The organism is Lentzea sp. DG1S-22, assembly GCF_036321065.1.
GTDB classification, from domain to species: domain Bacteria; phylum Actinomycetota; class Actinomycetes; order Mycobacteriales; family Pseudonocardiaceae; genus Lentzea; species Lentzea jiangxiensis.
Genome location: NZ_CP143276.1, coordinates 466997 through 488278, shown reverse-complemented (window position 1 = coordinate 488278; position 21282 = coordinate 466997). Strand labels below are relative to the sequence as shown.

General features: G+C 71.1%; 16 protein-coding genes. 5 read left to right on the top strand and 11 right to left on the bottom strand.

Going from position 1 to position 21282, the window contains the following annotated elements:
• Position 1: 1 nt before the first annotated feature.
• From V1227_RS02280 to V1227_RS02265, 4 genes are read right to left on the bottom strand one after another with little or no spacing between them, the layout of a single operon-like run.
• Positions 2–1030 carry a LacI family DNA-binding transcriptional regulator gene (locus V1227_RS02280; RefSeq protein WP_236223111.1) on the bottom strand — a complete coding sequence of 343 codons (1029 nt, stop codon included), beginning with the start codon at positions 1028–1030 and terminating at the stop codon, positions 2–4.
• A gap of 3 nt (positions 1031–1033) precedes the next feature.
• A complete protein-coding gene (locus tag V1227_RS02275) occupies positions 1034–2005 on the bottom strand; it encodes a carbohydrate ABC transporter permease (RefSeq protein ID WP_329790752.1) in 972 nt (323 codons plus the stop codon).
• On the bottom strand, positions 2002–2931 hold the full coding sequence (locus V1227_RS02270; protein ID WP_329790750.1) for an ABC transporter permease: 930 nt from the start codon (positions 2929–2931) through the stop codon (positions 2002–2004). The genes V1227_RS02275 and V1227_RS02270 overlap by 4 nt, the downstream gene beginning before the upstream one ends.
• Positions 2928–4607 carry a hypothetical protein gene (locus V1227_RS02265; RefSeq protein ID WP_329790748.1) on the bottom strand — a complete coding sequence of 560 codons (1680 nt, stop codon included), beginning with the start codon at positions 4605–4607 and terminating at the stop codon, positions 2928–2930. The genes V1227_RS02270 and V1227_RS02265 overlap by 4 nt, the downstream gene beginning before the upstream one ends.
• Positions 4608–4767: 160 nt before the next feature.
• Between V1227_RS02265 and V1227_RS02260 the strand changes: the two genes are divergently transcribed.
• Positions 4768–7563, top strand: coding sequence for a glycoside hydrolase family 3 C-terminal domain-containing protein (locus V1227_RS02260; RefSeq protein WP_329790746.1), 2796 nt, complete (start codon positions 4768–4770; stop codon positions 7561–7563).
• A gap of 1 nt (position 7564) precedes the next feature.
• Here V1227_RS02260 and V1227_RS02255 read toward each other — a convergent pair whose 3' ends face one another.
• A complete protein-coding gene (locus V1227_RS02255) occupies positions 7565–8563 on the bottom strand; it encodes a LacI family DNA-binding transcriptional regulator (protein ID WP_329793939.1) in 999 nt (332 codons plus the stop codon).
• 188 nt (positions 8564–8751) lie between these two features.
• On the opposite strand from V1227_RS02255, the gene V1227_RS02250 reads away from it, so the two are divergent.
• On the top strand, positions 8752–9786 hold the full coding sequence (locus V1227_RS02250; protein WP_329790744.1) for a LacI family DNA-binding transcriptional regulator: 1035 nt from the start codon (positions 8752–8754) through the stop codon (positions 9784–9786).
• A 96-nt stretch (positions 9787–9882) separates the two neighbouring features.
• Here the strand turns inward: V1227_RS02250 and V1227_RS02245 are convergent, their stop codons facing one another.
• The 5 genes from V1227_RS02245 to V1227_RS02225 are packed head-to-tail and all read right to left on the bottom strand — an operon-like array spanning position 9883 to position 15511.
• Positions 9883–11433, bottom strand: coding sequence for a glycoside hydrolase family 43 protein (locus tag V1227_RS02245; RefSeq protein ID WP_329790742.1), 1551 nt, complete (start codon positions 11431–11433; stop codon positions 9883–9885).
• Positions 11434–11447: 14 nt separating this feature from the next.
• Complete coding sequence (locus tag V1227_RS02240) at positions 11448–12443, bottom strand: endo-1,4-beta-xylanase (RefSeq protein WP_329790740.1); 996 nt, start codon at positions 12441–12443, stop codon at positions 11448–11450.
• Between the two features lie 2 nt (positions 12444–12445).
• The gene (locus V1227_RS02235) at positions 12446–13261 is read right to left on the bottom strand and encodes a carbohydrate ABC transporter permease (RefSeq protein WP_090096232.1); all 816 of its coding nucleotides are present in this window, start codon (positions 13259–13261) and stop codon (positions 12446–12448) included.
• Between the two features lies 1 nt (position 13262).
• Positions 13263–14234 carry a carbohydrate ABC transporter permease gene (locus V1227_RS02230; protein ID WP_329790736.1) on the bottom strand — a complete coding sequence of 324 codons (972 nt, stop codon included), beginning with the start codon at positions 14232–14234 and terminating at the stop codon, positions 13263–13265.
• Positions 14234–15511: an extracellular solute-binding protein gene (locus V1227_RS02225; RefSeq protein ID WP_329790734.1), complete on the bottom strand. Its 1278-nt coding sequence runs from the start codon at positions 15509–15511 to the stop codon at positions 14234–14236. The genes V1227_RS02230 and V1227_RS02225 overlap by 1 nt, the downstream gene beginning before the upstream one ends.
• 121 nt (positions 15512–15632) lie before the next feature.
• Between V1227_RS02225 and V1227_RS02220 the strand changes: the two genes are divergently transcribed.
• The 3 genes from V1227_RS02220 (at position 15633) to V1227_RS02210 (ending at position 20024) form a co-directional block, all read left to right on the top strand.
• The gene (locus V1227_RS02220; RefSeq protein WP_329790732.1) at positions 15633–16646 is read left to right on the top strand and encodes a LacI family DNA-binding transcriptional regulator; all 1014 of its coding nucleotides are present in this window, start codon (positions 15633–15635) and stop codon (positions 16644–16646) included.
• Positions 16647–16656: 10 nt separating this feature from the next.
• Positions 16657–18954, top strand: coding sequence for a beta-glucosidase family protein (locus V1227_RS02215; RefSeq protein WP_329790730.1), 2298 nt, complete (start codon positions 16657–16659; stop codon positions 18952–18954).
• A gap of 71 nt (positions 18955–19025) precedes the next feature.
• Positions 19026–20024 (top strand): TerC/Alx family metal homeostasis membrane protein, encoded by a 999-nt coding sequence (locus V1227_RS02210; protein WP_236223134.1) that lies wholly within the window; start codon positions 19026–19028, stop codon positions 20022–20024.
• 4 nt (positions 20025–20028) lie between these two features.
• On the opposite strand, the gene V1227_RS02205 is transcribed toward V1227_RS02210, so the two are convergent.
• Positions 20029–21147 carry a serine/threonine-protein kinase gene (locus V1227_RS02205; RefSeq protein ID WP_329790728.1) on the bottom strand — a complete coding sequence of 373 codons (1119 nt, stop codon included), beginning with the start codon at positions 21145–21147 and terminating at the stop codon, positions 20029–20031.
• Between the last annotated feature and the right edge of the window lie 135 nt (positions 21148–21282).

Sequence of the window (21282 nt, the reverse complement as noted above, 5' to 3'; positions counted from 1 at the left end):
CTCAGGGCAGGCGCGGCGCGGGTCCCGTGCTGTCGCGCACGGTCAGGACGGGGGTGAGCAGGACGCGGTCGTCGACGGGCCGGCCGCCGTCGTTGGCCGCGGCGAGCCGGCGCATGATCTGCTCGACGGCGACCCGGCCGAGGTCCTGCGCCGACCCGGTCACGGCCGTGAGCCGCGGCGCGAACTGCTCGGCGAGCTGGTCCTGGCAGAGCGCGACCACGGAGGCGTCCTCGGGAACGGTGCGCCCGCTGGTGCGCAGCAGGCTGAGCAGCGGCCCGATCGCGCCCTCGTTCTGCACCACGAACCCCGTGGTGCGGGGACGGTCGGCGAGAACGCGGGCGAGCGTGCCCGCCGTGCTCTCGTAGGTGCCTTCGCAGGTCCGGTGCAGGAACCGCAGGCCGCGTTCCTCGGCCTGCGAGCGGAATCCCGCGATCGTGCGCTCGGCGTAGCCCGCGTGCCGGTGGTAGACCCCGGAGCCGTAGCCGATGAACGCGACGTCGCGGTGCCCGAGGTCGGCGAGGTGGTTCGCGCACAACGCCCCGGCGGCGGCGAAGTCGTGGTCCACGCAGGACAGCCCGCGGGCGTCGTCCGCGAGGCCGATGAGCGCGGCCTGGGTGCCCTGCGCCCGCAGCACCGGGATGCGTTCGTCGTCCAGCTCGACGTCCATCAGGACCAGGCCGTCGGCGAGGCCGCTGGCGCCGATCCTGCGGACCCCGTCCGGGCCCTCGTCGTTGGTGATCAGCAGGACGTCGTAGCCGTGCCGGCGGGCGGCCGTGGTCACCGCGATGGCGATCTCCATCATCACCGGCACGTAGACGTCCGTGCGCAGCGGCACCATCAGCGCGATGATGTGCGACCGCCTCGCGGCCAGCGCCCTCGCGCCCGCGTTGGGGTGGTAGCCGAGCTCGCGCACCGAGCTCTGCACCCGCGACCGGGTCTCCTCGGAGATGGCGCGCTTGCCGCTCAGCACGTAGCTGACGGTGCTGGACGACACGCCCGCGTGCCGGGCCACGTCGGCGATGGTCACCATGGTTCAGCCCTTGATCGCGCCGGTCAGGACGCCCGTGCGGAAGTGCTTCTGCACGAACGGGTACACGATGAGCAGGGGCACGAGCGTCAGCACGACCACGGCCATCTGCAACGACAGCGGCGCGGTCTGCGAGAGCGCGTCGCCGAAGCCCTGGTTGACCGAGCCCGGCATGCCGTTGCCCCGGCTCACGTAGGTGTAGAGCACGTACTGCAACGGCCACTTCTCGCTGTCCGTCGGCAGGTAGAGCATCACGTTGAAGAACGAGTTCCAGTAGCCGACGCCGTAGAAGAGGGCGATGACGGCCGTGACGGCCCGCGAGGTCGGCAGGACGATCGACCACAGGATCCGCCAGTCCCCCGCGCCGTCGATCCGCGCCGCCTCGACCAGGTCGGCCGAGGTGCTCGAGTAGAAGGCCCGCAGGATCAGGATGTTGAACACCGACACGGCGCTCGGCAGGACCAGGGACCACCACTGCCCGTACCCGCCGAGGCCCGTCACGACGAGGAACGTCGGGATCAGTCCGCCGTTGACGAACATCGTGACGATCAGCAGCGTCAGCAGGAAGCGGTGGGCGAACGACCGCGACCGCGAAAGGCCGTAGGCGCACAGGACCGAGACCACCATCGACACCAGCGTGCCGACGGCGGTGATGCCGAGGCTCACCAGCAGCGCGGTGCGGACGGTCCCGTCCTCGAGCATCACGCGGTAGGCGGCGAAGGTCAGCTCGTCCGGCCAGATCACCAGCCCGCCGGCGCGGTTCACCGACCCCTGCGTCGACAGGCTGGTGACGACGACGATCCACAGCGGCACCAGCACCACCAGGAGCACCCCGCCGAGGGTCACGCCCTTGGCGGCCTCACCGGCGGCGGTCGGTGGTTCCTCCCACGGCCGGCGCGCGTCGCGCCTCCGGCGCCGCGGTGGTCGCGGTGCGGTGGTGTGCTCTTCCGTCCGGGCGATCGTCAGCGTGTCGGTCATGCGCGGTACAACCCGTCTTCACCGAAGGCGTGCGCCAGCTTGTTCGCACCCCAGATGAGCAGCAGCGAGATGATGCTCTTGAACAGGCCCGCCGCCGCGCCGTAGCTGTAGTCGTTGGTGGCGATGCCGAAGTAGAACGCGAACGTGTCGAGCACGTCCGCCGTCTCGTGGCCGACCGCGTACCGCTGGATCAGGAACTGCTCGAAGCCGACGGTCAGCGCGTTCCCGAGGCGCAGCACCAGCATCAGCACGATCACGCCGCGCAGGCCGGGCAGGGTGATGTGCCACAACCGCCGCCAGCGCCCGGCGCCGTCGGCCGCGGCCGCCTCGTAGAGGTCGGTGTTGATGGCGGCGAGCGCGGCGAGGAACACGATGATCCCCCAGCCCGCCTCCTTCCAGATCACCTGCGAGGTCACCAGGAGCGCGAACGTGTCCGGGTTCGTCATGATGTCCCACGTGCCGATGTCGTGGGAGCGCAGGAACTGGTTGAGCACGCCCGCGCCGCCGAGCATCTGCTGGAAGATCGTGATCGCCAGCACCCACGAGAAGAAGTGCGGCAGGTACACCACGGACTGGATGAGGTTGCGGATCCGTTCGCTCAGCACGGAGTTGAGCAGCAGCGCCAGCGCGACCGGCACGGGGAAGAACAGCACGAGCTGCACGAAGCTCAGGTACAGGGTGTTGCGCACCGCGCTCCAGAACAGCGGGTCGCCGAACAGCCGCTCGAACTGGTGCAGGCCCACCCACGCGCTGCCGGAGACGCCGGACAGCGGGTCGTACTCCTGGAACGCGGTGACGAGCCCGAACAGCGGCACGTAGTTGAACACCAGCAGCAGCAAGACCGCCGGCAACGCCATCAGCACCAGCGAGCGGTCGCGGCGCAGCCTCACCCGCCAGTTCCGCCGCGCCGGTCGCAGGGCGGTCACTGCCCCGTGCCGTGCTTCTGGAGCACGTTCTCGTCCATCCACGCGATCAGCCGGTCACCACCACCGCTGCCCTTCCACGTGGCGACGGCGTCCTTGACGTCCTGCACCTTCTTCTTGCCGTGGTAGCAGTCCTTGACGGTGTCCATCACGGCCTGCGCGGCCTCGGCGGTGGCCTGCGCCTGCGGCATGCTGACGTTCATCCCCCAGAACACCGGCTTGGCGAGCGCCTTCACGTTGGCGGCCTGCCAGGCGGCAATGTCCTTCGTGACGTTCGGCGCGGTCTGGTTGCTGATCACCTGCGCCGGCGACGCGAGGAACGGGTAGGTCTGCGCCTGCACCTCCTTGCGCCCGGCCTCGGTGGGCGTCGGCACGCCGCCCTCGGTGGTGAAGTGCGTTCCCTCGACGCCGAAGTTCACCATCGTGTACTCGGCGGACCCGAACGGTGCGGCGAGGTAGTTCGCGACGGCCAGGAGTTCCTCGACCTGCTCCGGCTTCAGGTCCGCGTTGAGGTAGCTGACGATGCTGGTGGCCGGGCCCATGTCGACGCGCGGGGCGCCCTTGCCGTCGGCGGTGAAGAAGTCGAACGCGCCGCGCCGGTAGGCGGGGTTCGCGGCGACGCCGTTCTGGTGGTCGGCGAGGTTCCACGCGCCCGTGCCGCCACCGGCGATCAGCACCTTGCCCGCGTAGAACCGGGTCGTGCCGGCCTGGTCGCCCGCCAGCGCGTCGGGGTGCACGTACCCCGCGGTGGCGAGCCGGTGCAGCCAGTCGAGCGCCTCGAACCACTCGTCGGTCTGGAAGAGGTGCACGAGCTTGCCGTTGTCCACCTTCCACTTCAGCGGCGCGCCGAAGGAGGTGTAGAGGTAGGTGTAGAGGTCGTCGAACGCCCAGACGCCCGCCTTCGCGTCGGTCAGCTCCTTGCCGAGGTTCATCAGGTCGTCGGCGGACTTCACCTGGTCCGCGGTGATCCCCCTGGCCTCCAGCACGTCGCGCCGGTAGAAGGTGGTGCCGGTGATCGCGAAGCCCGAGGAGAAGCTCGGGATGCCGTAGATCTTGTCGCCCCACGCCCCTGCCCGCCACGCGGCGGTGGGGATCGCGGCGAGGTTCGGGTACTTCTTGACGTTGTCCCCGGAGAGGTGCGGCGTGAGGTCGGCGAGCTGGCTGCCGGCCAGGCCGCCGGTGTTGAAGTTCGGGTTCCACCAGGACGGCAGGGTGATCCAGTCGGGCAGCCGCTTCGCCGCGGTCATCGTCGAGACGATCGTGTTGTAGGTGTTGCCGTCGGCGGGCTTCATCTCCAGCCGGATGCCCAGCGCCTTGTCGATGGCCTGGTAGAAGGCGTTGTCGGCGGGCGGGATGGTGCCCCACAGCGGAACGACGGCGGAGTACCTGCCGCCCTTGCCGGGCACGCCGGGCACGGTGGCGACGCGGTTCGCCGGGTAGGTGAGGAAGCCGGGATCGGTCAGCGCGTCCGGGCCACCCGCGATCGACGCGATGTCCGGCTTGATCGAGCTGAGCGGCACGTGGGCGGGCAGGGCCGCGCGCAGGCCCGCCCCGGAGTTCACCCCTGCCCGCTGCGCCCCGCCGCCACCGCAGGCCGACAGCAGCGGTCCCGCCGCGGCGAGGGCGGCGGCTGTGGCGGCGGCGTTGAGGAAGCTTCTGCGGTTCAACTCGATGCCCATGGCGGAACCGATCCTTCGTCGTCGAAGTGTCGAAGCGCTTAAACAGATGTCGGCGAGGCTAGTGACGCACGTCTCGGGAGACAAGACCGTTGACAGCGGAAACGCGGTCATGCCAACGTCGAAACGCTTCGCTGACAGCACCGACCCAAGGGGTTGCCACGTGGGTTTCGAGCACGATCCCGGCGCCGATCGGCCGCCGTTTCGCGACCCGGCGCTGCCGACGCGCAAGCGCATCGACGACCTGCTCGGGCGACTTGCGCTCGACGAGCGGATCGCGATGCTGCACCAGTACTCGCCGGCCGTGCCCCGGCTGGGCGTCGCCGCGTTCCGCACCGGGACGGAGGCGTTGCACGGCGTCGCCTGGCTGGGCCCCGCCACCGTCTTCCCGCAGGCCGTCGGTCTCGGTGCCACGTGGGACCCCGAACTGGTGCGCCGCGTCGCCGAGGCCGTCTCCGTCGAGCTGCGGGCGTTCCACTACCACCGCTTCCCCGCCGTCGGAACGGGGCGCAACAGCCTGCAGGCGTGGGCGCCGGTGCTGAACCTGCTGCGCGACCCCCGCTGGGGGCGCAACGAGGAGGGCTACTCCGAGGACCCGCTGCACACCGCGGAGCTCGGCACGGCGTTCTGCCGGGGACTCGCGGGCGAGGACGACCGGTTCCTGCGCGCGGCCCCGGTGCTCAAGCACTTCCTGGCCTACAACAACGAGAACGACCGCTGCGTCACGTCGTCGGGCCTGCGTCCGCGCGTGCTGCACGAGTACGACCTCGCCGCGTTCCGCCCGGTGGTCGCCTCCGGTGCGGCGACCGGCGTGATGGCCGCCTACAACCTGGTCAACGGACGTCCGTGCCACGTCACGCCGCTGCTCGCGGACGAGCTGCGGCGCTGGACCGACCAGGAGCTCTTCGTGGTCAGCGACGCCGAGGCGCCGTCCAACCTCGTCTCGGAGGAGCACTACTTCGACGACCACGCCGAGTCGCACGCCGCCGCGCTCAAGGCGGGCATCGACAGCTTCACCGACCACGGCGAGGACAGCGCGACCCCGCTGGGCCGGCTGCGGGAAGCCCTGGAGCGGGGCCTGATCGATGAGTCCGATGTGGACCGCGCGGTGCGGCGGCAGCTGGAGATCCGCTTCCGGCTCGGCGAGTTCGACCCGGACCTCGACCCGTACGCGGCCATCGGGCCCGAGGTCATCGACTGCCAGGAGCACCGCGCCCTCGCCCTGCGAGCGGCGACCGAGTCGGTGGTGTTGTTGCGCAACAACGGTTTGCTTCCCCTCTCCGCGCCGAAGATCGCGGTGATCGGGCCGCTCGCCGACACGGTGTGCGAGGACTGGTACAGCGGCACGCTGCCGTACCAGGTCTCCGTCGCGAGTGGACTGAGCGCGGTGCACGACGGCGAGGTGACCGTCTCGGACGGCGCCGACCGGATCGCACTGCGGTCGCGCACGAGCGGTGCGCTGCTGGGCAAGACGGCGTTCGACGTCGTCGACTGGGGCGACGGGGTGCTGACGCTGCGGTCGGCGGAGACCGGCCGGTACCTGAGCCTGCACGACACCGCGCTGGTGGCCGACCAGGAGCTGATCAAGAGCTGGGACGTCCGCGAGACGTTCCGCCTCGTGCCCGTCGAGGATTCCGTGCTGCTGCAGAACGTCCTGACGGGCCGGTACGCCGCCGTGGACCCGGTGGACGGGCGGGTGAGCGTCACGGCCGAGTCCGCGGACGCCGCCGAGCGCTGGGAACGCGAGGTGCTGCGCGACGGCACCGCGGAGGCGCTGGCCGCGGCGCTGGCGGCCGACGTCGCGGTGGTCGTCCTCGGCAACCACCCGCTGATCCACGGCCGGGAGACCGAGGACCGCACCGGCATCGCGCTGCCCTTCCCGCAGGACGCGTTGCTGCGCGCGGTCGCCGCCGTGCGCCCGGACACCGTGCTGGTCGTGATGAGCAGCTACCCGTACGCCCTCGACTGGGCGGACGCGAACCTGCCGGCCGTGGTGTGGACCTCGCACGGCGGTCAGGAGACGGGCCGGGCGGTGGCCGCCGTCCTGCTCGGCGAGGCCGACCCCGCCGGACGGCTGCCGCAGACCTGGTACCGCGGTGACGACCCGCTGCCGCACCCGCTCGACTACGACGTCATCAAGGCGGGCTGGACCTACCAGTACCACCGCGCCGATCCGCTCTACCCGTTCGGCCACGGGCTCTCCTACGCGGAGTTCGAGTTCCACGACCTCGCCCTGTCGTCCGCCTCCCTGCCCCAGGACGGCGCGGTGGACGTGTCGGTCGCGGTGACCAACACCGGTGAGCGCACGGGCAGCGAGGTCGTCCAGGTCTACGTCCGCGCGCTCGGCGCCCGCTACGAGGCGCCGCTGCTGCGGCTCGCCGGTTTCGGCAAGGTGTCGCTCGCTCCCGGCGGGAGCGGGGTGGTGACCGTCCGCCTGTCCGGGCAGCTCTCCCACTGGGACGTCACCACCGGCGCGTTCACCGTCGATCCGGGCGACTACGAGGTGCTCGTCGCCCGTTCCGCCCGAGACGTCGTGCTGACCGCCCCTCTCACGGTCACCGGCCCGGCACCCGGACCACGCCCCGGCGTCGGCCGCCGCCTGCTCGCGGCCGACTTCGACGACCACGACCGCGCGACCCTCGTCGACGCCACCCGAACGGCCGGAGACGCCGTCACGCCGGCGGATCCGTCGACGCCCGCGACGCTGCTCTTCCGCTCCACCCACCTCGCGGGCGCGCACTCCGTCGAGGTCGAGGTGGCCGGCGAGGACGACGGCCGGCTGGAGTTCCGGTCCGGTTCCGCGCCGCTGGCGGCGATCGGCGTCCCCGCCACGGGCGACCGCTACGCGTGGACCACGATGTCGCTCGCCCTGCCGGCACCGCTGGAAGGCGTCCACGACCTCCACGTCGTCCTGCACGGCGGCGTCCGGCTCGCCGCCTTCCGGTTCACGACCGGCTGAGTCACTCGGCGACCCTCAGCACCGGAGCGCCCCGCTGGGCGCTCCGGCACGCGAGCTTGGGCGGCAGCAACGTCAGCGCCGGTGGCTGGCGTCCGTTCAGCTTCGCCATCAGCAGGTCGACGGCCCGCCTGCCGAGCGCCTCGACCGGCAGCTGGACCGAGGTGAGCCGCAGCCGTTCGGCGAGCTCGTCGGGGCAGATCGCCACGACCGCGACGTCCTCGGGCACCCGCTTCCCGCTCGCCCGCAGGCAGTCCACCACCTGGCCCAGCACCGCCTCGTTCTGCACGACCAGCGCGGACATCCGCGGCAGCTCGCGCAGCAACGTGCTGACCACCGACAGCACGGAGTCGTGCCGCTGTTCGGCGGGCAGGGCGGTCGAGGCGACCCCCCGGCGCATGGCGGCGGCACCGAACCCCGCGAGAGTCCGTTGCGCGAAGCCGGTGTTGCGCTCGTAGACGATGCTCGGCGCGCCGAGGAAGCCGATGCTGCGGTGTCCCAGGTCCGCGAGGTGGTCGACGCAACGCGCGCCGGCGGCCTCGAAGTCCAGGTCGACGCAGGTGAGGCCCTTCAACGCCGTGGGGTGGCCGAGGAGCACGGACGGGCGGCCCAGTTCGCGCAACGCCGGGACCCGTTCGTCGTCGAGCTCCACGTCCATCACCAGGAACCCGTCGACCCTGCCGCCCCCCGCCAGCGCGCGCAGGCCCGCCGCGCCCTGGTCGGCGGTCACGAGCAGCACGTTCATGTCGTGGGCGCGGGCGGCGGTGACGACCGACGTCACGAACCGCATGACGACGGGCAGGTGCACGCCTTCGCGCAACGGCAGGACGAGAGCGAGGACGTCGGTCCTCCTGTGCATTGGTGCCAACGCGTTCCCGTGCGGGCGATAACCGAGCAGCTGAATGCTTTCCCGCACTCGCACGCGGGTGTCCGCGGAAACCGCGCGTTTGCCCGTCAGCACGTAGGAAACCGTGCTCGGGGCAACACCCGCATGTTTCGCCACGTCCACAATGGTGACCACGCCGACACCTCCGGACCGCAACGAATCGAAGCGCTTCGACCGGTTCCAGAATGTGACACAGCCGAAACTGGGCAGTCAAGGAATTGCCCCGCGTTCGACGATTTCGACGACCGCGCCGTCGAAGGTCACCGGCGCGCTGGGGCGCCGGGGACGCCGGTGGCGGCACTACGATGATCGCCACCATCCGACGACAGGGGGCGGGCATGATCACGATCAAGGAGGTGGCCCGTCACGCCGGCGTGTCGATCAGCACCGTGTCCTACGTGCTCAGCGGGAAGCGCAGCATCTCGGAGGAGACGAAGCGCCGCGTCGAGCAGAGCATCGCGGCCCTCGGCTACCACCCGAACGCCGGTGCCCGCGCGCTCGCCTCGAGCCGCTCCCACGTGATCGGTCTCGTCGTGCCGCTGCACTCGGACCAGAACCTGCCGGTCGTCATGCAGTTCGTGTCGGCGATCGTGGCGAGGGCGCGCGACCACGACTACGACGTGCTGCTGCTGACCAAGGAGGCGGGTCCCGGCGAGGCCCACCGCGTCACGGCCCGGTCGATGGCGGACGCGATCATCGTGATGGACGTCGAGAGCGCCGACCCGCGCGTCCCCGAGCTGCGCACCGTCGACGCGCCGGTGGTCCTGCTGGGCGTGCCGGACGACCACGAGGGCCTGAGCTGCGTCGACCTCGACTTCGCCGCCGCGGGCCGGCGGATGGTCGCGCACCTGGCGGACCTCGGCCACCGGTCGATCGCGCTGATCGGTTCGCCTCCCGCCGTGTACGAACGCGGCACCAGCTATGCCACCCGCCTGCTGGCAGGGTTCCAGCGGGAGACCACGAGGAGGAACCTGCCGGCGTCGGTGCACTCGTGCGCCCCCGGCTACGACTCGGTCACCGCGTGCCTCGACACCGTGCTGGACCCCGGCCGCGGGATCACCGGACTGGTCGTGCACAACGAGGCGGTCCTCGGTCAGCTGCTGCTCGAACTGCGGCGCCGTTCGCTCGACGTCCCGGCAGACCTGTCGGTGGTGACGCTGTGCCCGGACGACGTCGCCGTGAGCCTGCCGGTGCCGCTGACCTCGATCTCCGTGCCCGCGCAGGAGCTGGGCGCGATCGCCGTCGACATGGTCCTCTCCCGGCTCGCCAGGGACCAGGCAGCGGAGGTCCGCCTGCTCCAGCCGAGGCTCACCGACCGGGGCACCACGGCCGCCCGCTGACGGGAACCACCGCGTCGAACGGCGAGGTGGCCACCGGTCGTGCGAGGGTGTGACCGGCGGAGGCGACCTCGCGCCCGGGACCGCCTCCGCCCGCGGTCACCCCTCCCGACCGCGGTAGGTGAAGCTGCCGAAGTCCGCCCACGACGTGCCCGGCGCTCCGCCGCCGGTCGCGTAAAGTCCGATGTGGACACCCGTGAACCCGCCGGCAGCCTGGGTGCTCAGCACCCGCCCGTCGAACGGCTCCCCCAGCGGCGTCCACTCCCCGTCACCGGCGGCGACCAGTGCCCGGTGCTCCTGACCGGTGGCCTCGAACCCCAGCCGCACCGGGCCTTCCGGCACGCGCGCACTGGCCAGCGGTTCGTCGTGCCCGCCGACGCGGAGCACGAGGGTGACCTCGCGTCCGGCACCGAGCATCAGCCGGACGTGGTGGTCGTTGTTCTGCAGCAGCACGAGACCCGCCGCCTCCGACGGTCCCGCCGGGGTGAAGTCGAGCTCGCAGGACGCGTGGAAGTCCTGGTGCTGCTGGCGCCGCAGGACGACGCTGGGCGTGACCGGGTCGGTGACCTGCTCCGGGCGCACCGCGAGCCGCAGGTGGCCGGGGCGGTCGGTCAGCGACCAGAACACCTCGTCCGGCGTGCGCAGGAACATCCAGGCGGGGTCGAGCACCGGCGCGTCGAAGTCGTCGGTCGCCGCGGCCGCCGGCCACGGGTGGGCGGGCAGGTCCGGGACGTCGTAGCGCTCCTCGACCCGGCCGGTTCCCGGGCTGAACACCGGACCGCCCGCCTCCCACGACACCGGCACGAGGAACGTCTCGCGCCCCAGGTTGTCGCAGTAGCCGCCGTACGGCCGGGTCGCGAGCAGCACCGCGAACCACTGGCCGGTCTGCGTGCGGACGAGGTCCGCGTGCCCGGTCGCCGCGATCGGGTGGTCGCGGCCGAGGTGGCGGTGCGTGAGCAGCGGGTTGAGCCGGGAGCCGGTGTACGGCCCGGTGACCTCGTCCGCCGTCGCCACGACCACCGAGTGCTCGAAGTCCGTGCCGCCCTCCGCGCACAGCAGCACGTACTTGCCGTCCACCCGGTACAGGTGAGGTGCTTCGAGCCAGACGGAGTCGCGCAACGCGCCGGTCCACAGCACGTGCTCCTCACCCACCAGGTCGAGACCCAGCGGGTCGAACTCGCGCAGCCACACCTCGGTCTGCCCCGGCCGGCCGCCGGGCACCTCGCGGGTCGCGGTCCACCACGCGCCGCCGTCGTCGTCGAAGAACAGCGACGGGTCGAACCCGTCCGCCTCCGGCAGCCACCGCGGCTCCGACCACTCCCCCGCCGGATCCGTGGCCGTCACGACGAAGTTGCCGTTCTTGGCCGTGCCGTCGACCAGCGTGCACACCACGTAGAACACGCCTTCGTGGTGGCGGATCGTCGGCGCGTACAGGCCGCCGGACGCGCGCACGCCCTGCAACGGCAGCTGCGACGGCCTGTCCAGCACGTGCCCGAGCAACCGCCAGTGCACCAGGTCCCTGCTGTGGTAGATCGGCAGGCCGGGGAAGTACTCGAAGGTCGACGTGACGAGGTAGAAGTCCGATCCCACCCGGCACACCGACGGATCGGGGTGCGAGCCGGGCAGGATCGGGTTCGTGAACTGTGCCAACTCAGACGCTCCCGCTACGGGTTGAGGCGCGTGTAGGCGGGCTTCGGAGCCAGGTTCTCGTCGAACAGGCAGGCCGCGCCCTCACCGGGGAACACGTCCGGCACCCACGAGTGGCGGTCGGTGAAGCCCCACGTGGTGAACTCGACGCACCGGCGCACCGCGTGGCAGGCGTCCCACACCTGTTCGAAGTAGTCCGCCTGGTCCTCGAGCTTCTCCGGCGTGACCGGCAGAGGGATGCGCACGTCGGCCTCGGTGATCGCGACGTCCAGGCCGAGCGCGGCGAACCGGGCGATGTTCTCCTTCATGCCGGACGGGAAGCCGTACATCAGCGACAGGTGCGCCTGGATCCCGACCCCGTGGATCGGCACGCCCTGGCGCTTCAACGACTTCACCAGCTCGTACATCGCGTCGCTCTTGGGGTTGAGCCCCTCGACGTTGTAGTCGTTGATGTAGAGCTTCGCCTTCGGGTCGGCGGCGTGCGCCCAGCGGAACGCGTCGGCGATGTAGCGGTCGCCGAGCTTCTCCTGGAACACCGTCGGCCTGCGGGTGCCGTCCTCGTTGAACGCCTCGTTCACGACGTCCCAGGCGCGGATCTTGCCGCGGTAGCGGCCCGCCTCGGTCCGGATGTGGTCCTTGACGACCTTGCGCAGCTCGGTCGCCTCCAGGCCGCCCACCCAGTCGGGGAGCTGGCTGTGCCAGACGAGCGTGTGCCCGCGGATCGACTTGCCGGTCCTGCGGGCGTAGTCGACGATCGCGTCCGCGCCGGACCAGTCGTACTGGCCGCGCACCGCCTCGACGGTGCCCCACTTCATCTCGTTCTCGGGCGTGACGCTGTCGAACTCGCGCGTCAGCACCTTCCTGTAGTCGGCTTCGGCGGCCAGGTGCTGGGCAGCCACCGCGCTGCCCACGTACCTGTTCGTGGTGTGCTTCAACGGTCCCGCGGCCGAGGCGGGCGCTGCCTGCGCCAGCACCACGAGCACGGCCAGACCAACAGCCAATCGGGTTTTCACGATCATCCCTTCACTGAGCCGGTCAGTCCGCCGACCATCCGGCGTTCGGCGAGCACGAAGAACGTGAGCGCGGGGATCATGGACAGCGCGGTGAAGGCGAGCACCTTCGCGGTGTCCTGGGTGTGCTCGGACTGGAACATGGCCACGCCGAGCGGGAGCGTGAAGTTCGTGGAGTCGTTGAACACGAGCAAGGGCAACAGGTAGAAGTTCCAGCTGGTGACGAACGCGAGCACGGACACCGTGATCAGCGCCGGCCGCGAGAGCGGCAGCAGGATCCGCCAGAAGAAGCCGAGCTTGGCGGCACCGTCGAGCAGCGCCGCGTCCTCCAGCTCGCCGGGGATGGCGTGCATGAACGGCCGCAGGATCACGATCGTCACCGGCAGCGAGAACGCCGCCTCCGGGATCGCGACGCCGAGCGGGTTCTCGAGCATCCCGAGCTGGCGCAGCCACAGGTACAACGGCAGCGTCGCCACGCCGAGCGGGAACAGCAGGCCGAGCGTGAAGAGCGCGTAGAAACCCTCACGGCCCCGGAACCGGTAGCGGGACAACGCGAACGCCGCCATCGCACCGAGCACGACCGCGAGCGTCGTCGCGATGACCGCGATCAGCGCGCTGTTGCCGAGCAGCCGCCAGAACACCGGCGACGTCGCCACCTCCGCGTAGTTGTCCCACACGAACGGGCCGGGCAACCCGGCCGGCGACGCGTTGATCTGCGCCGTCGTGCGGAACCCGCCGAGCACCACGAACAGCAGCGGCACCACCGTCATGCCGATGACGGCGAACGCGGCGAGGTAGCCGATTGTGTTGCGACGTGTCATCTCAGCGCACCCCCGTCAAAGCGCCCTCGGTGTCCCGGCGCAGGGCGAACCGCTGGTAGAACAGCGCGAACACGAAGCAGATGATGAACAGGATCACGGCGACCGCACTGCCGAAGCCGAACTCGTAGCGCTTGAAACCGTGGTCGACGAGGTAGGTCGCCATCGTCGTGGACGCGTTGGCGGGACCGCCGAGCGTCATGATCCAGACGAGGTCGAACAGCTGCAGCGAGCCGATCACCGACAGGAAGATCCACACGCGGATCGTCGGTCCCAGCAACGGGAGCACGACGTGCCGGGTGATCTGCCAGGAGCTCGCGCCGTCGAGCGCGGCCGCCTCCCGCAGCTCGGCCGGCACGCCCTGCAGACCCGCGAGCAGCAGGATCACGCCGAACCCGATGTACTTCCAGGTGATCACGGCGAACAGCGTGTAGAGCACGATCGACTGGTCGGCGAGCCACAGCTGCACCAGCCCGCCCAGGCCCACGGCCCGCAGGACCTCGTCGACGAACCCGCCGGGCTGCAGCATCAGCAGCCAGATCACCGCGGTCACGGCCTCCGACAGCACGTACGGCGCGAACACCACCATGCGCAGGAAGGTCCGGCCGCGCAGCTTCCGGTTGAGCAGCAGCGCGAGGCTGATGCTGAGCGGCAGCTGCACGACGATGGACAGCACCGCGATGATGAGGTTGTGCCCGATGGCGCCCTGGAAGACGTCACCGGAGAGGGCGTCGGCGTAGTTGTCCAGCCCCACGAAGTCCGTGAGCGGGCCGAAACCGTTCCACGAGTAGAGGCTGTAGTACGCGGCGACGCCGATGGGGATCAGGACGAACCCGGTGAACAGCACCAGTGCCGGCGTCAGCAGCAGGGCGAGTTCGAGGCGGGTGCGGAGTCGGGACCGCCGCCGGGTGCCCCCGGCCGCTGGCGCGTGCGGCACGGGGGCGGTCGGCGGCCGCGTGGTGATCGCGGCACTCATCACTTGTTCCCGGCTGCTGCTTCACTCACCGATTTCACGATGGTGTCGGGTGTGCCCTGCCCCGCGAAGAAGTTCGCGATGGCGTCGTTGAGGGCCTGGCCGACCTTGGTCGGGAACGCGGTGTCGAAGTAGAACTGCAGGTGCGACGCCTTGGTCATGGCATCGGCGATCGTCTTGTGCGGCTCGCTCTTCAGCGCGGCCACACCGGCCGGGGTCACCGGCAGACCGGAGTTGGTCTCGGCGAGGACCTTCTGCACGTCGTCGCCGACGAGGTGCCCGAGGAACTCCGCGCACGCCTTGGCCGCGCGGGTGGTGCACGAGAACCCGTCACCGCCGCCGAGCAGCACGCTCGGATCGCCCTGGCCGCCCGGCACGCTCGGGAACGGGAACCAGCCGATCTTCGAGCCGATCTCCTTGTCCTCGGTGAGCGCCTGCATCACGTCCGGGTTCCAGTCGCCCTGCAGCTCCATGGCCGCCTTGCCGTTGGCGACCAGGCCCGCCGAGCTGCCCGCGCCCTGCTGAGCGGGCGTCCCGACGAACCCGTCCTGGAACGGTTTCGTGTCCAGGAAGCTCTTGAGGTTCTCCCCCGCCTTGGTGAAGCACGGGTCGGTCAGCTCGGTCTTCTCGACCGCCTTCTTCAGCGTGTCGACCGAGCACTGGCGCACCGCGAAGTACGCCCAGTAGAACGCGTCGGGCCAGCGGTCCTTGCCGCCGAGCGCGATCGGTACGACGCCCGCGGCCTTCAGCTTCGCGACGGCCGCGTTCAGCTCGTCCAAAGTGGTCGGTGTCGAGGTGACACCCGCGCTGGCGAAGACGTCCTTGCGGTACCAGAACCCGACCGCGTGCATCAGGTACGGCGCGCCGAGCTGCTTGCCGTTCACCTTCCAGCCGTCGGCGTTCTTGCCCAGCGGGCCGATCCAGCCGGACGAGGCCTGCGTGATGTCGGCGATCTTGCCGGACTTCATCTGGTCGGCGAGCGCGCCGCCGCCCCACTGCTGGAACAGGTCGGGAGGGGTGTTGCCCTGCAGTGCGAGCGGGACCTTGGTCTGGAACTGCTCGTTCTGCAGCGGTTCGATCGTGAACGAGGTGTTCGGGTGGGTCTTGTGGAAGTCGTCGGCGATCTGCTGCCACTTCGACTTCATCGGTTCGGTGGTGCGGTTGTGCCACCAGGTGAGCGTGACGGGTCCTTCTGTGGAGGCGTCTGTGCCGCCGCCACCACACCCGGCCAGCACGAACGCCGCGGCGGCGAAGAGGGCAAGGGGCTTTCTCGAACGCATTGGGGTCCACTCCTGACGACGTCGGCCGGTTGGACTGCCTGTGTTGGGGCCAGAGACTCTCGGATGAACCGGTCCCGTGTCAATCGTTGTCGATAACGTTTTACACGGCTAGCCTGACCCGGTGCCTCCACGCTCTCGCGTCACGATCAAGGACGTCGCCGCTCAGGCCGGCGTCTCGGTAGCCACCGTGTCCAAGGTCCTCAACCAGCGGTACGGCGTCTCGGCGGACACGTTCGCCCGCGTCACCGCGGTCATCAAGGAACTGGGGTACGAGGCCAGCCTCGTCGCGCAGAGCCTGCGCAACCACCGCACCAACGTCATCGGCATCCTGGTCGCCGACATCGAGCCGTTCAGCACCGAACTGCTCAAGGGCGCGGCGGACGCCATCCGCGGCACCGGCTTCGAACTGGTCGTCTACTCGGCGGGCGGCCGGACGGGTGACCCGCAGGGCTGGGAGCACCGGTACCTCACCAGGCTGAGCGGCACGCTCGTCGACGGCGCCGTGCTGGTCACGCCCGCCGTCGACCTCGAAGGCATCCCCGGCACGCCCGTAGTCGCGGTCGACCCCCACACCGGGCGCGCCGCACTGCCGACGGTCGACTCCGACAACCTGCACGGCGGCCGCCTCGCGACGGAGCACCTGCTCGCACTGGGCCACCGCAGGATCGCGATGCTGACCGGTCGTGAAGACCTGAAATCGGCGCAGCAGCGCGAAACCGGCTACCGCGGGGCGCTCGCCAGCGCCGGCGTGCCGGTGGACGAGCACCTGGTCCGGCGCGGTGACTACGACGCGGACGTGGCCGCCGCGTCGGCGCGCGACCTGCTGACCGGGCCCGACCGGCCGACCGCGATCTTCGCGGCCAACGACACCACCGCCATCGCCGCCATCCAGGCCGCCCTCGAGCTCGGCCTGCGCGTGCCGGAGGACCTCTCGGTGGTGGGCTTCGACAACATCCCCGAGTCCGCGCTGTGCACACCGCCGCTCACGACGGTGCAGCAGCCGATCCGCGAAATGGGCCACCGCGCCCTCGAGCTGCTCGTGCGGCTCATCAACGGCGACGAGCCCGCCGACACGCACGTCACCCTGGGCACCGATCTGGTCGTCCGGCAGTCGACACGTCCACTCTCACCCTGAGGTTCCTCCTGTGACGACAGAAGCCACCACGCCGGACGAGGTCTGGCGAAACCCGCACGCCCCCGTGGCCGACCGTGTGCGCGACCTCGTCGCGCGGATGACGCCGCAGGAGAAACTCGCGCAGCTGCAGGGCATCTGGGCCGGCATCGACGCCGCCGGCGAGATGGCACCGCACCAGCACGAGTTCGCCGTGGCACCGCGGGACTTCGACGAGCTGACCAAGTACGGCATCGGTCAGCTCACCCGGGTCTTCGGCACCCGGCCGATCGACCCCGAGGTCGGCGCGCGCACGCTCGCCCGCACGCAGCGGCAGATCGTCGAGGCGAGCCGCTTCGGGATCCCCGCGCTGGCGCACGAGGAGTGCCTGACCGGTCTGGCCGCGTGGCAGGCGACGGTGTACCCGTCGCCGCTGTGCTGGGGCGCGAGCTTCGAGCCGGACCTGGTGCGGCGCATGGCGGCCAAGTTCGGCGACTCGATGCGCCGCCTCGGGATCCACCAGGGCCTCGCCCCGGTTCTCGACGTCACGCGCGACCTGCGCTGGGGCCGGGTCGAGGAGACCATCGGCGAGGACCCGCACCTCGTCGGCGTCGTCGGCGCCGCCTACGTCGAGGGTCTCGAGTCGGCCGGGGTCGTGTCCACGCTCAAGCACTTCGCCGGGTACTCGGCGTCGCGGGCGGGACGCAACCACGCGCCGGTCTCGATCGGGCCCCGCGAGTTCGCCGACGTGGTCCTGCCGCCGTTCGAGATGGCGCTGCGGGCCGGTGCCCGGTCGGTGATGAACTCCTACGCCGACAACGACGGCGTGCCCGCCGCGGCGGACTCGACGTTGCTCACCGACCGGCTGCGCGACGAGTACGGCTTCACCGGCACCCTCGTGTCCGACTACTTCTCGGTGGCGTTCCTGCACAAGCTGCACGGGGTCGCCGCCGGACGCGAGGAGGCGGCGGAACTGGCGCTGGCGGCCGGGATCGACGTCGAACTGCCCACGGTGGACTGCTTCGGCGACCCGCTGCTCGAGGGCCTGGAGGCCGGCCGGATCGACATGGCCCTCGTGGACCGGGCGCTCACCCGCGTGCTGGCGCAGAAGTTCGAGCTCGGCCTGCTCGACCCCGGCTACTCCCCCGCGCCCTCCGCGGACCTCGACCTGGACGACGACGAGTCCCGCGCCCTCGCCCGCGAGGTCGCCGAGCGCTCGATCGTGCTGCTGCAGAACGACGGCGTCCTCCCGCTGGCGGGCAAGCGCCTCGCCGTCATCGGCCCGCGCGCGGACGAACCCGGCGCGATGATGGGCTGCTACTCCTTCCCGCTGCACGTCGGCGTCCACCACCCGGACGCCGAGATGGGCATCGACGTCCCGACCGTGCTGGACGCGCTGCGCGCCGAGCACGACGTCGTCTTCGCGCAGGGCTGTCCCGTGCTCGGCGGCACCGCCGAGGAGATCGCCGAGGCCGTCGAGGCGGCCCGGCAGGCCGACGTCTGCGTCGTCGTGCTCGGCGACCAGGCGGGGCTCTTCGGCAAGGGCACCTCCGGCGAGGGCTGCGACGCCGCGGACCTGAAGCTGCCCGGTCGTCAGGAGGAGCTGCTGGAAGCGGTGCTCGGCACCGGGATGCCGGTGGTGCTCGTGCTGCTGTCCGGCCGGCCCTACGACCTGTCCCGGCAGGCCGACCGGCTCGCCGCCGTGGTGTGCGGCTTCTACCCCGGCGAGGAGGGTGCCGCGGCGCTCGCCGGCGTCCTCTCCGGGCGGGTCAACCCGTCCGGCAGGCTCCCGGTCAGCTTCCCCGGTGCCGGTTCCAGCCAGCCGTCGACCTACCTGACCGCCCAGCTCGGTGCGCGCACGGAGGTCAGCACGGTCGACCCGACCGCGCTCTACCCCTTCGGCCACGGGCTCTCCTACGCGCCCGCGACCTGGGTGGCGGTGGGGTCCGAGGAGCGGGAGTGGCCGACGGACGGCGTGTGCCGGGTGCACGTGGTCGTGCGCAACGAGTCGGACGTCACCACCTCCGAGGTCGTCCAGATCTACCTGCACGACCCGGTGGCCGAGGTCGCCCGGCCGGTGCGGCAGCTGATCGGCGCGGTGAAGGTGGACCTCGAACCCGGTCAGACCCGCACCGTGAGCGCGGCGCTGCACGCCGACCTCACCTCCTACACGGGGCGGGCCGGGCAGCGGCAGGTCGATCCCGGTGACGTCGAGCTGCACGTCGGCACGTCGAGCGCGAACATCCACACCAGGCTGCGGTTGTCGATGACGGGACCGCGGCGCGCGGTCGGCTTCGACCGCGTCCTGACCCCGGTGTTCGACACCCCCTGACGTCCCCGCACCACCTCCGGCGCCCCGGTAGCGTCCACTGCGGACGGACCGGGTCGTCGGAGGGGTGCTCTGTGCTGGAGATCAGCGGACTGACGTGGGCGGTCACGATCGGCGTGATCGTGGCGCTGCTGGCGGTCGACCTGGCGCTCGCCGCGTGGCGGCCGCACCGCGTCGGCTTCCGCGAGGCGAGCCTGTGGTCGGTGTTCTACATCCTGGTCGCGGTCGGGTTCGGCGTGTGGTTCGCCACCGCGCACGGCGGCGGGTTCGGCGCCGAGTACTTCGCCGGCTACATCGTCGAGAAGAGCCTGTCGGTCGACAACCTGTTCGTCTTCGTGATCATCATGACGACGTTCCTGGTGCCGGAGGAGCACCAGCACAAGGTGCTGACGTTCGGCATCGTGCTGGCGCTGGTCATGCGCGGCATCTTCATCGCGGTCGGCGCGACGCTGCTGTCGCTGTTCTCGTTCATGTTCCTGCTGTTCGGCCTGCTGCTGATCTTCACGGCCGTGCAGCTGTTCCGGCACCGCGACGAGGACCCGGACGTCGAGAACAACGTCGTGGTGAAGACCGCGCGCAAGCTGCTGCCCGTCACCGACGACTACGTGGGCGGCAAGATCCTCACCCGCGTCGACGGCCGCCGGATGGCCACTCCCCTGTTCGTCGTGCTGGTGGCGATCGGCGGCGTCGACCTGCTGTTCGCGCTCGACTCGATCCCCGCGGTGTTCGGCGTGACCGAGGAGCCGTACATCGTCTTCACCGCGAACGCGTTCGCGCTGCTCGGCTTGCGCGCGTTGTTCTTCCTGGTCAAGGGCCTGCTCGACCGCCTGGTGTACCTCTCGGCCGGTCTCGCGGTCATCCTCGCGTTCATCGGCGTCAAGCTGATCCTGCACTGGGCGCACGTCGACATCTCGCCGAGCGTGCCGGAGGTGCCCACGCCGCTGAGCCTCGGCGTGATCATCGCGATCCTGGTGGTCGTGACGGTCGCCAGCCTGGTCAAGACCCGCAACGACCCGTCCGCCAAGGCGCACCCCGGCTCCCTGCGCGGTCACCGGGAACCCGAGCGGGACTGACGGCTCAGGGGCCCTTCTTGCCCTTGCCGTCGCCTCGCCCCGCCTTGTCGGGCTTCGGCTTGGCCGCCCCGGGTTCGGCCCAGACCTGCTGCTGCGCGGGAGGCGGGGCCTTCACCTCGGCCTCGGTGTGGGCCACGGGCGCGGGTGCGGGCGTCCACTGCACGGTGCGCACCTCGGTCGAGACCGGTTCGGTGGTGGCGGGCGGCGCCGACTCGGCCGGCACGGCGGGACCGCCCTGCAGCAGGAGCCCGGTGCCGACGGAGGCGGCGAGCACGACCGCCGCCGCGACGAACGCGCCGCGCGACCTGCGCGGCAGCGGTGCGGCGACCGTCGCCGGTCCCTGAGCGATCAACACCCTCGCGCACTCACGCGCGCTGGGGCGGCGGGCGGGCGTCGTGGAGGTCATCAGGGTCAGCAGCCGCCGCAGGTCGAACGGCAGGTCGGCGGGCACCTCGGGCGACCGGTGCAGGCGCGCGACGGCGGCCTCCACCTCCCCGCCCTGGAACTCGCGGCGGCCGGTCAGGCACTCCAGCAGCACCAGCCCGAGGGCGTAGACGTCCACGGCCGGGGTGATCGCGTCACCGCGCACCTGCTCGGGCGACAGGTAGGCCGCCGTGCCGACGACCTGGTCCGCCCTGGTCAGCCGTGCGCTGTCGGCGAGCCGCGCCAGGCCGAAGTCCGCGAGGCGGGGAGTGTCCTCGTCACCCAGCAGGACGTTGGACGGTTTGACGTCGCGGTGGACGATCCCGCGCTCGTGCACGTGGGCGAGCGCGTCGGCGACCGCGGCACCGAGGCGGCGCACGTCCTCGACGGGCATCGGTCCCTCGGCGATGCGGGCGTGCAGCGTGCGGCCCTCGACCAGCTCCAGCACCATGTACGGCCTCTCGCCACCCGGATCGGCGTCGTAGACCGCCACCAGGCCGGGGTGCGACAAGCCGGCGAGCGTGCGGATCTCGTTGTCGATGCGCTGCGCGTCGGCGAGGTCCTCGCCGGGCTGGAACAGCTTGATCGCGACGTCGCGCACCAGCACGGTGTCCCGTCCCCTCCGCACCTCGGCCGTGCCGCCGGTGCCGAGCAGGGCGCCGACCTGGTACCGGTTGGCGAGGAGGAGGGTGTCGGGCATGGGTCCGGGATGCCCACCCGGCCGATCTTCCAATCACGGTGGAGCGGACTCCGCCTCACGACGGCGGTCAGGTGGATGGATCTTCCTCCGGCGGACGGTGGGGCCGGTGCCGTGCACTTACCGGAACAGCACTGG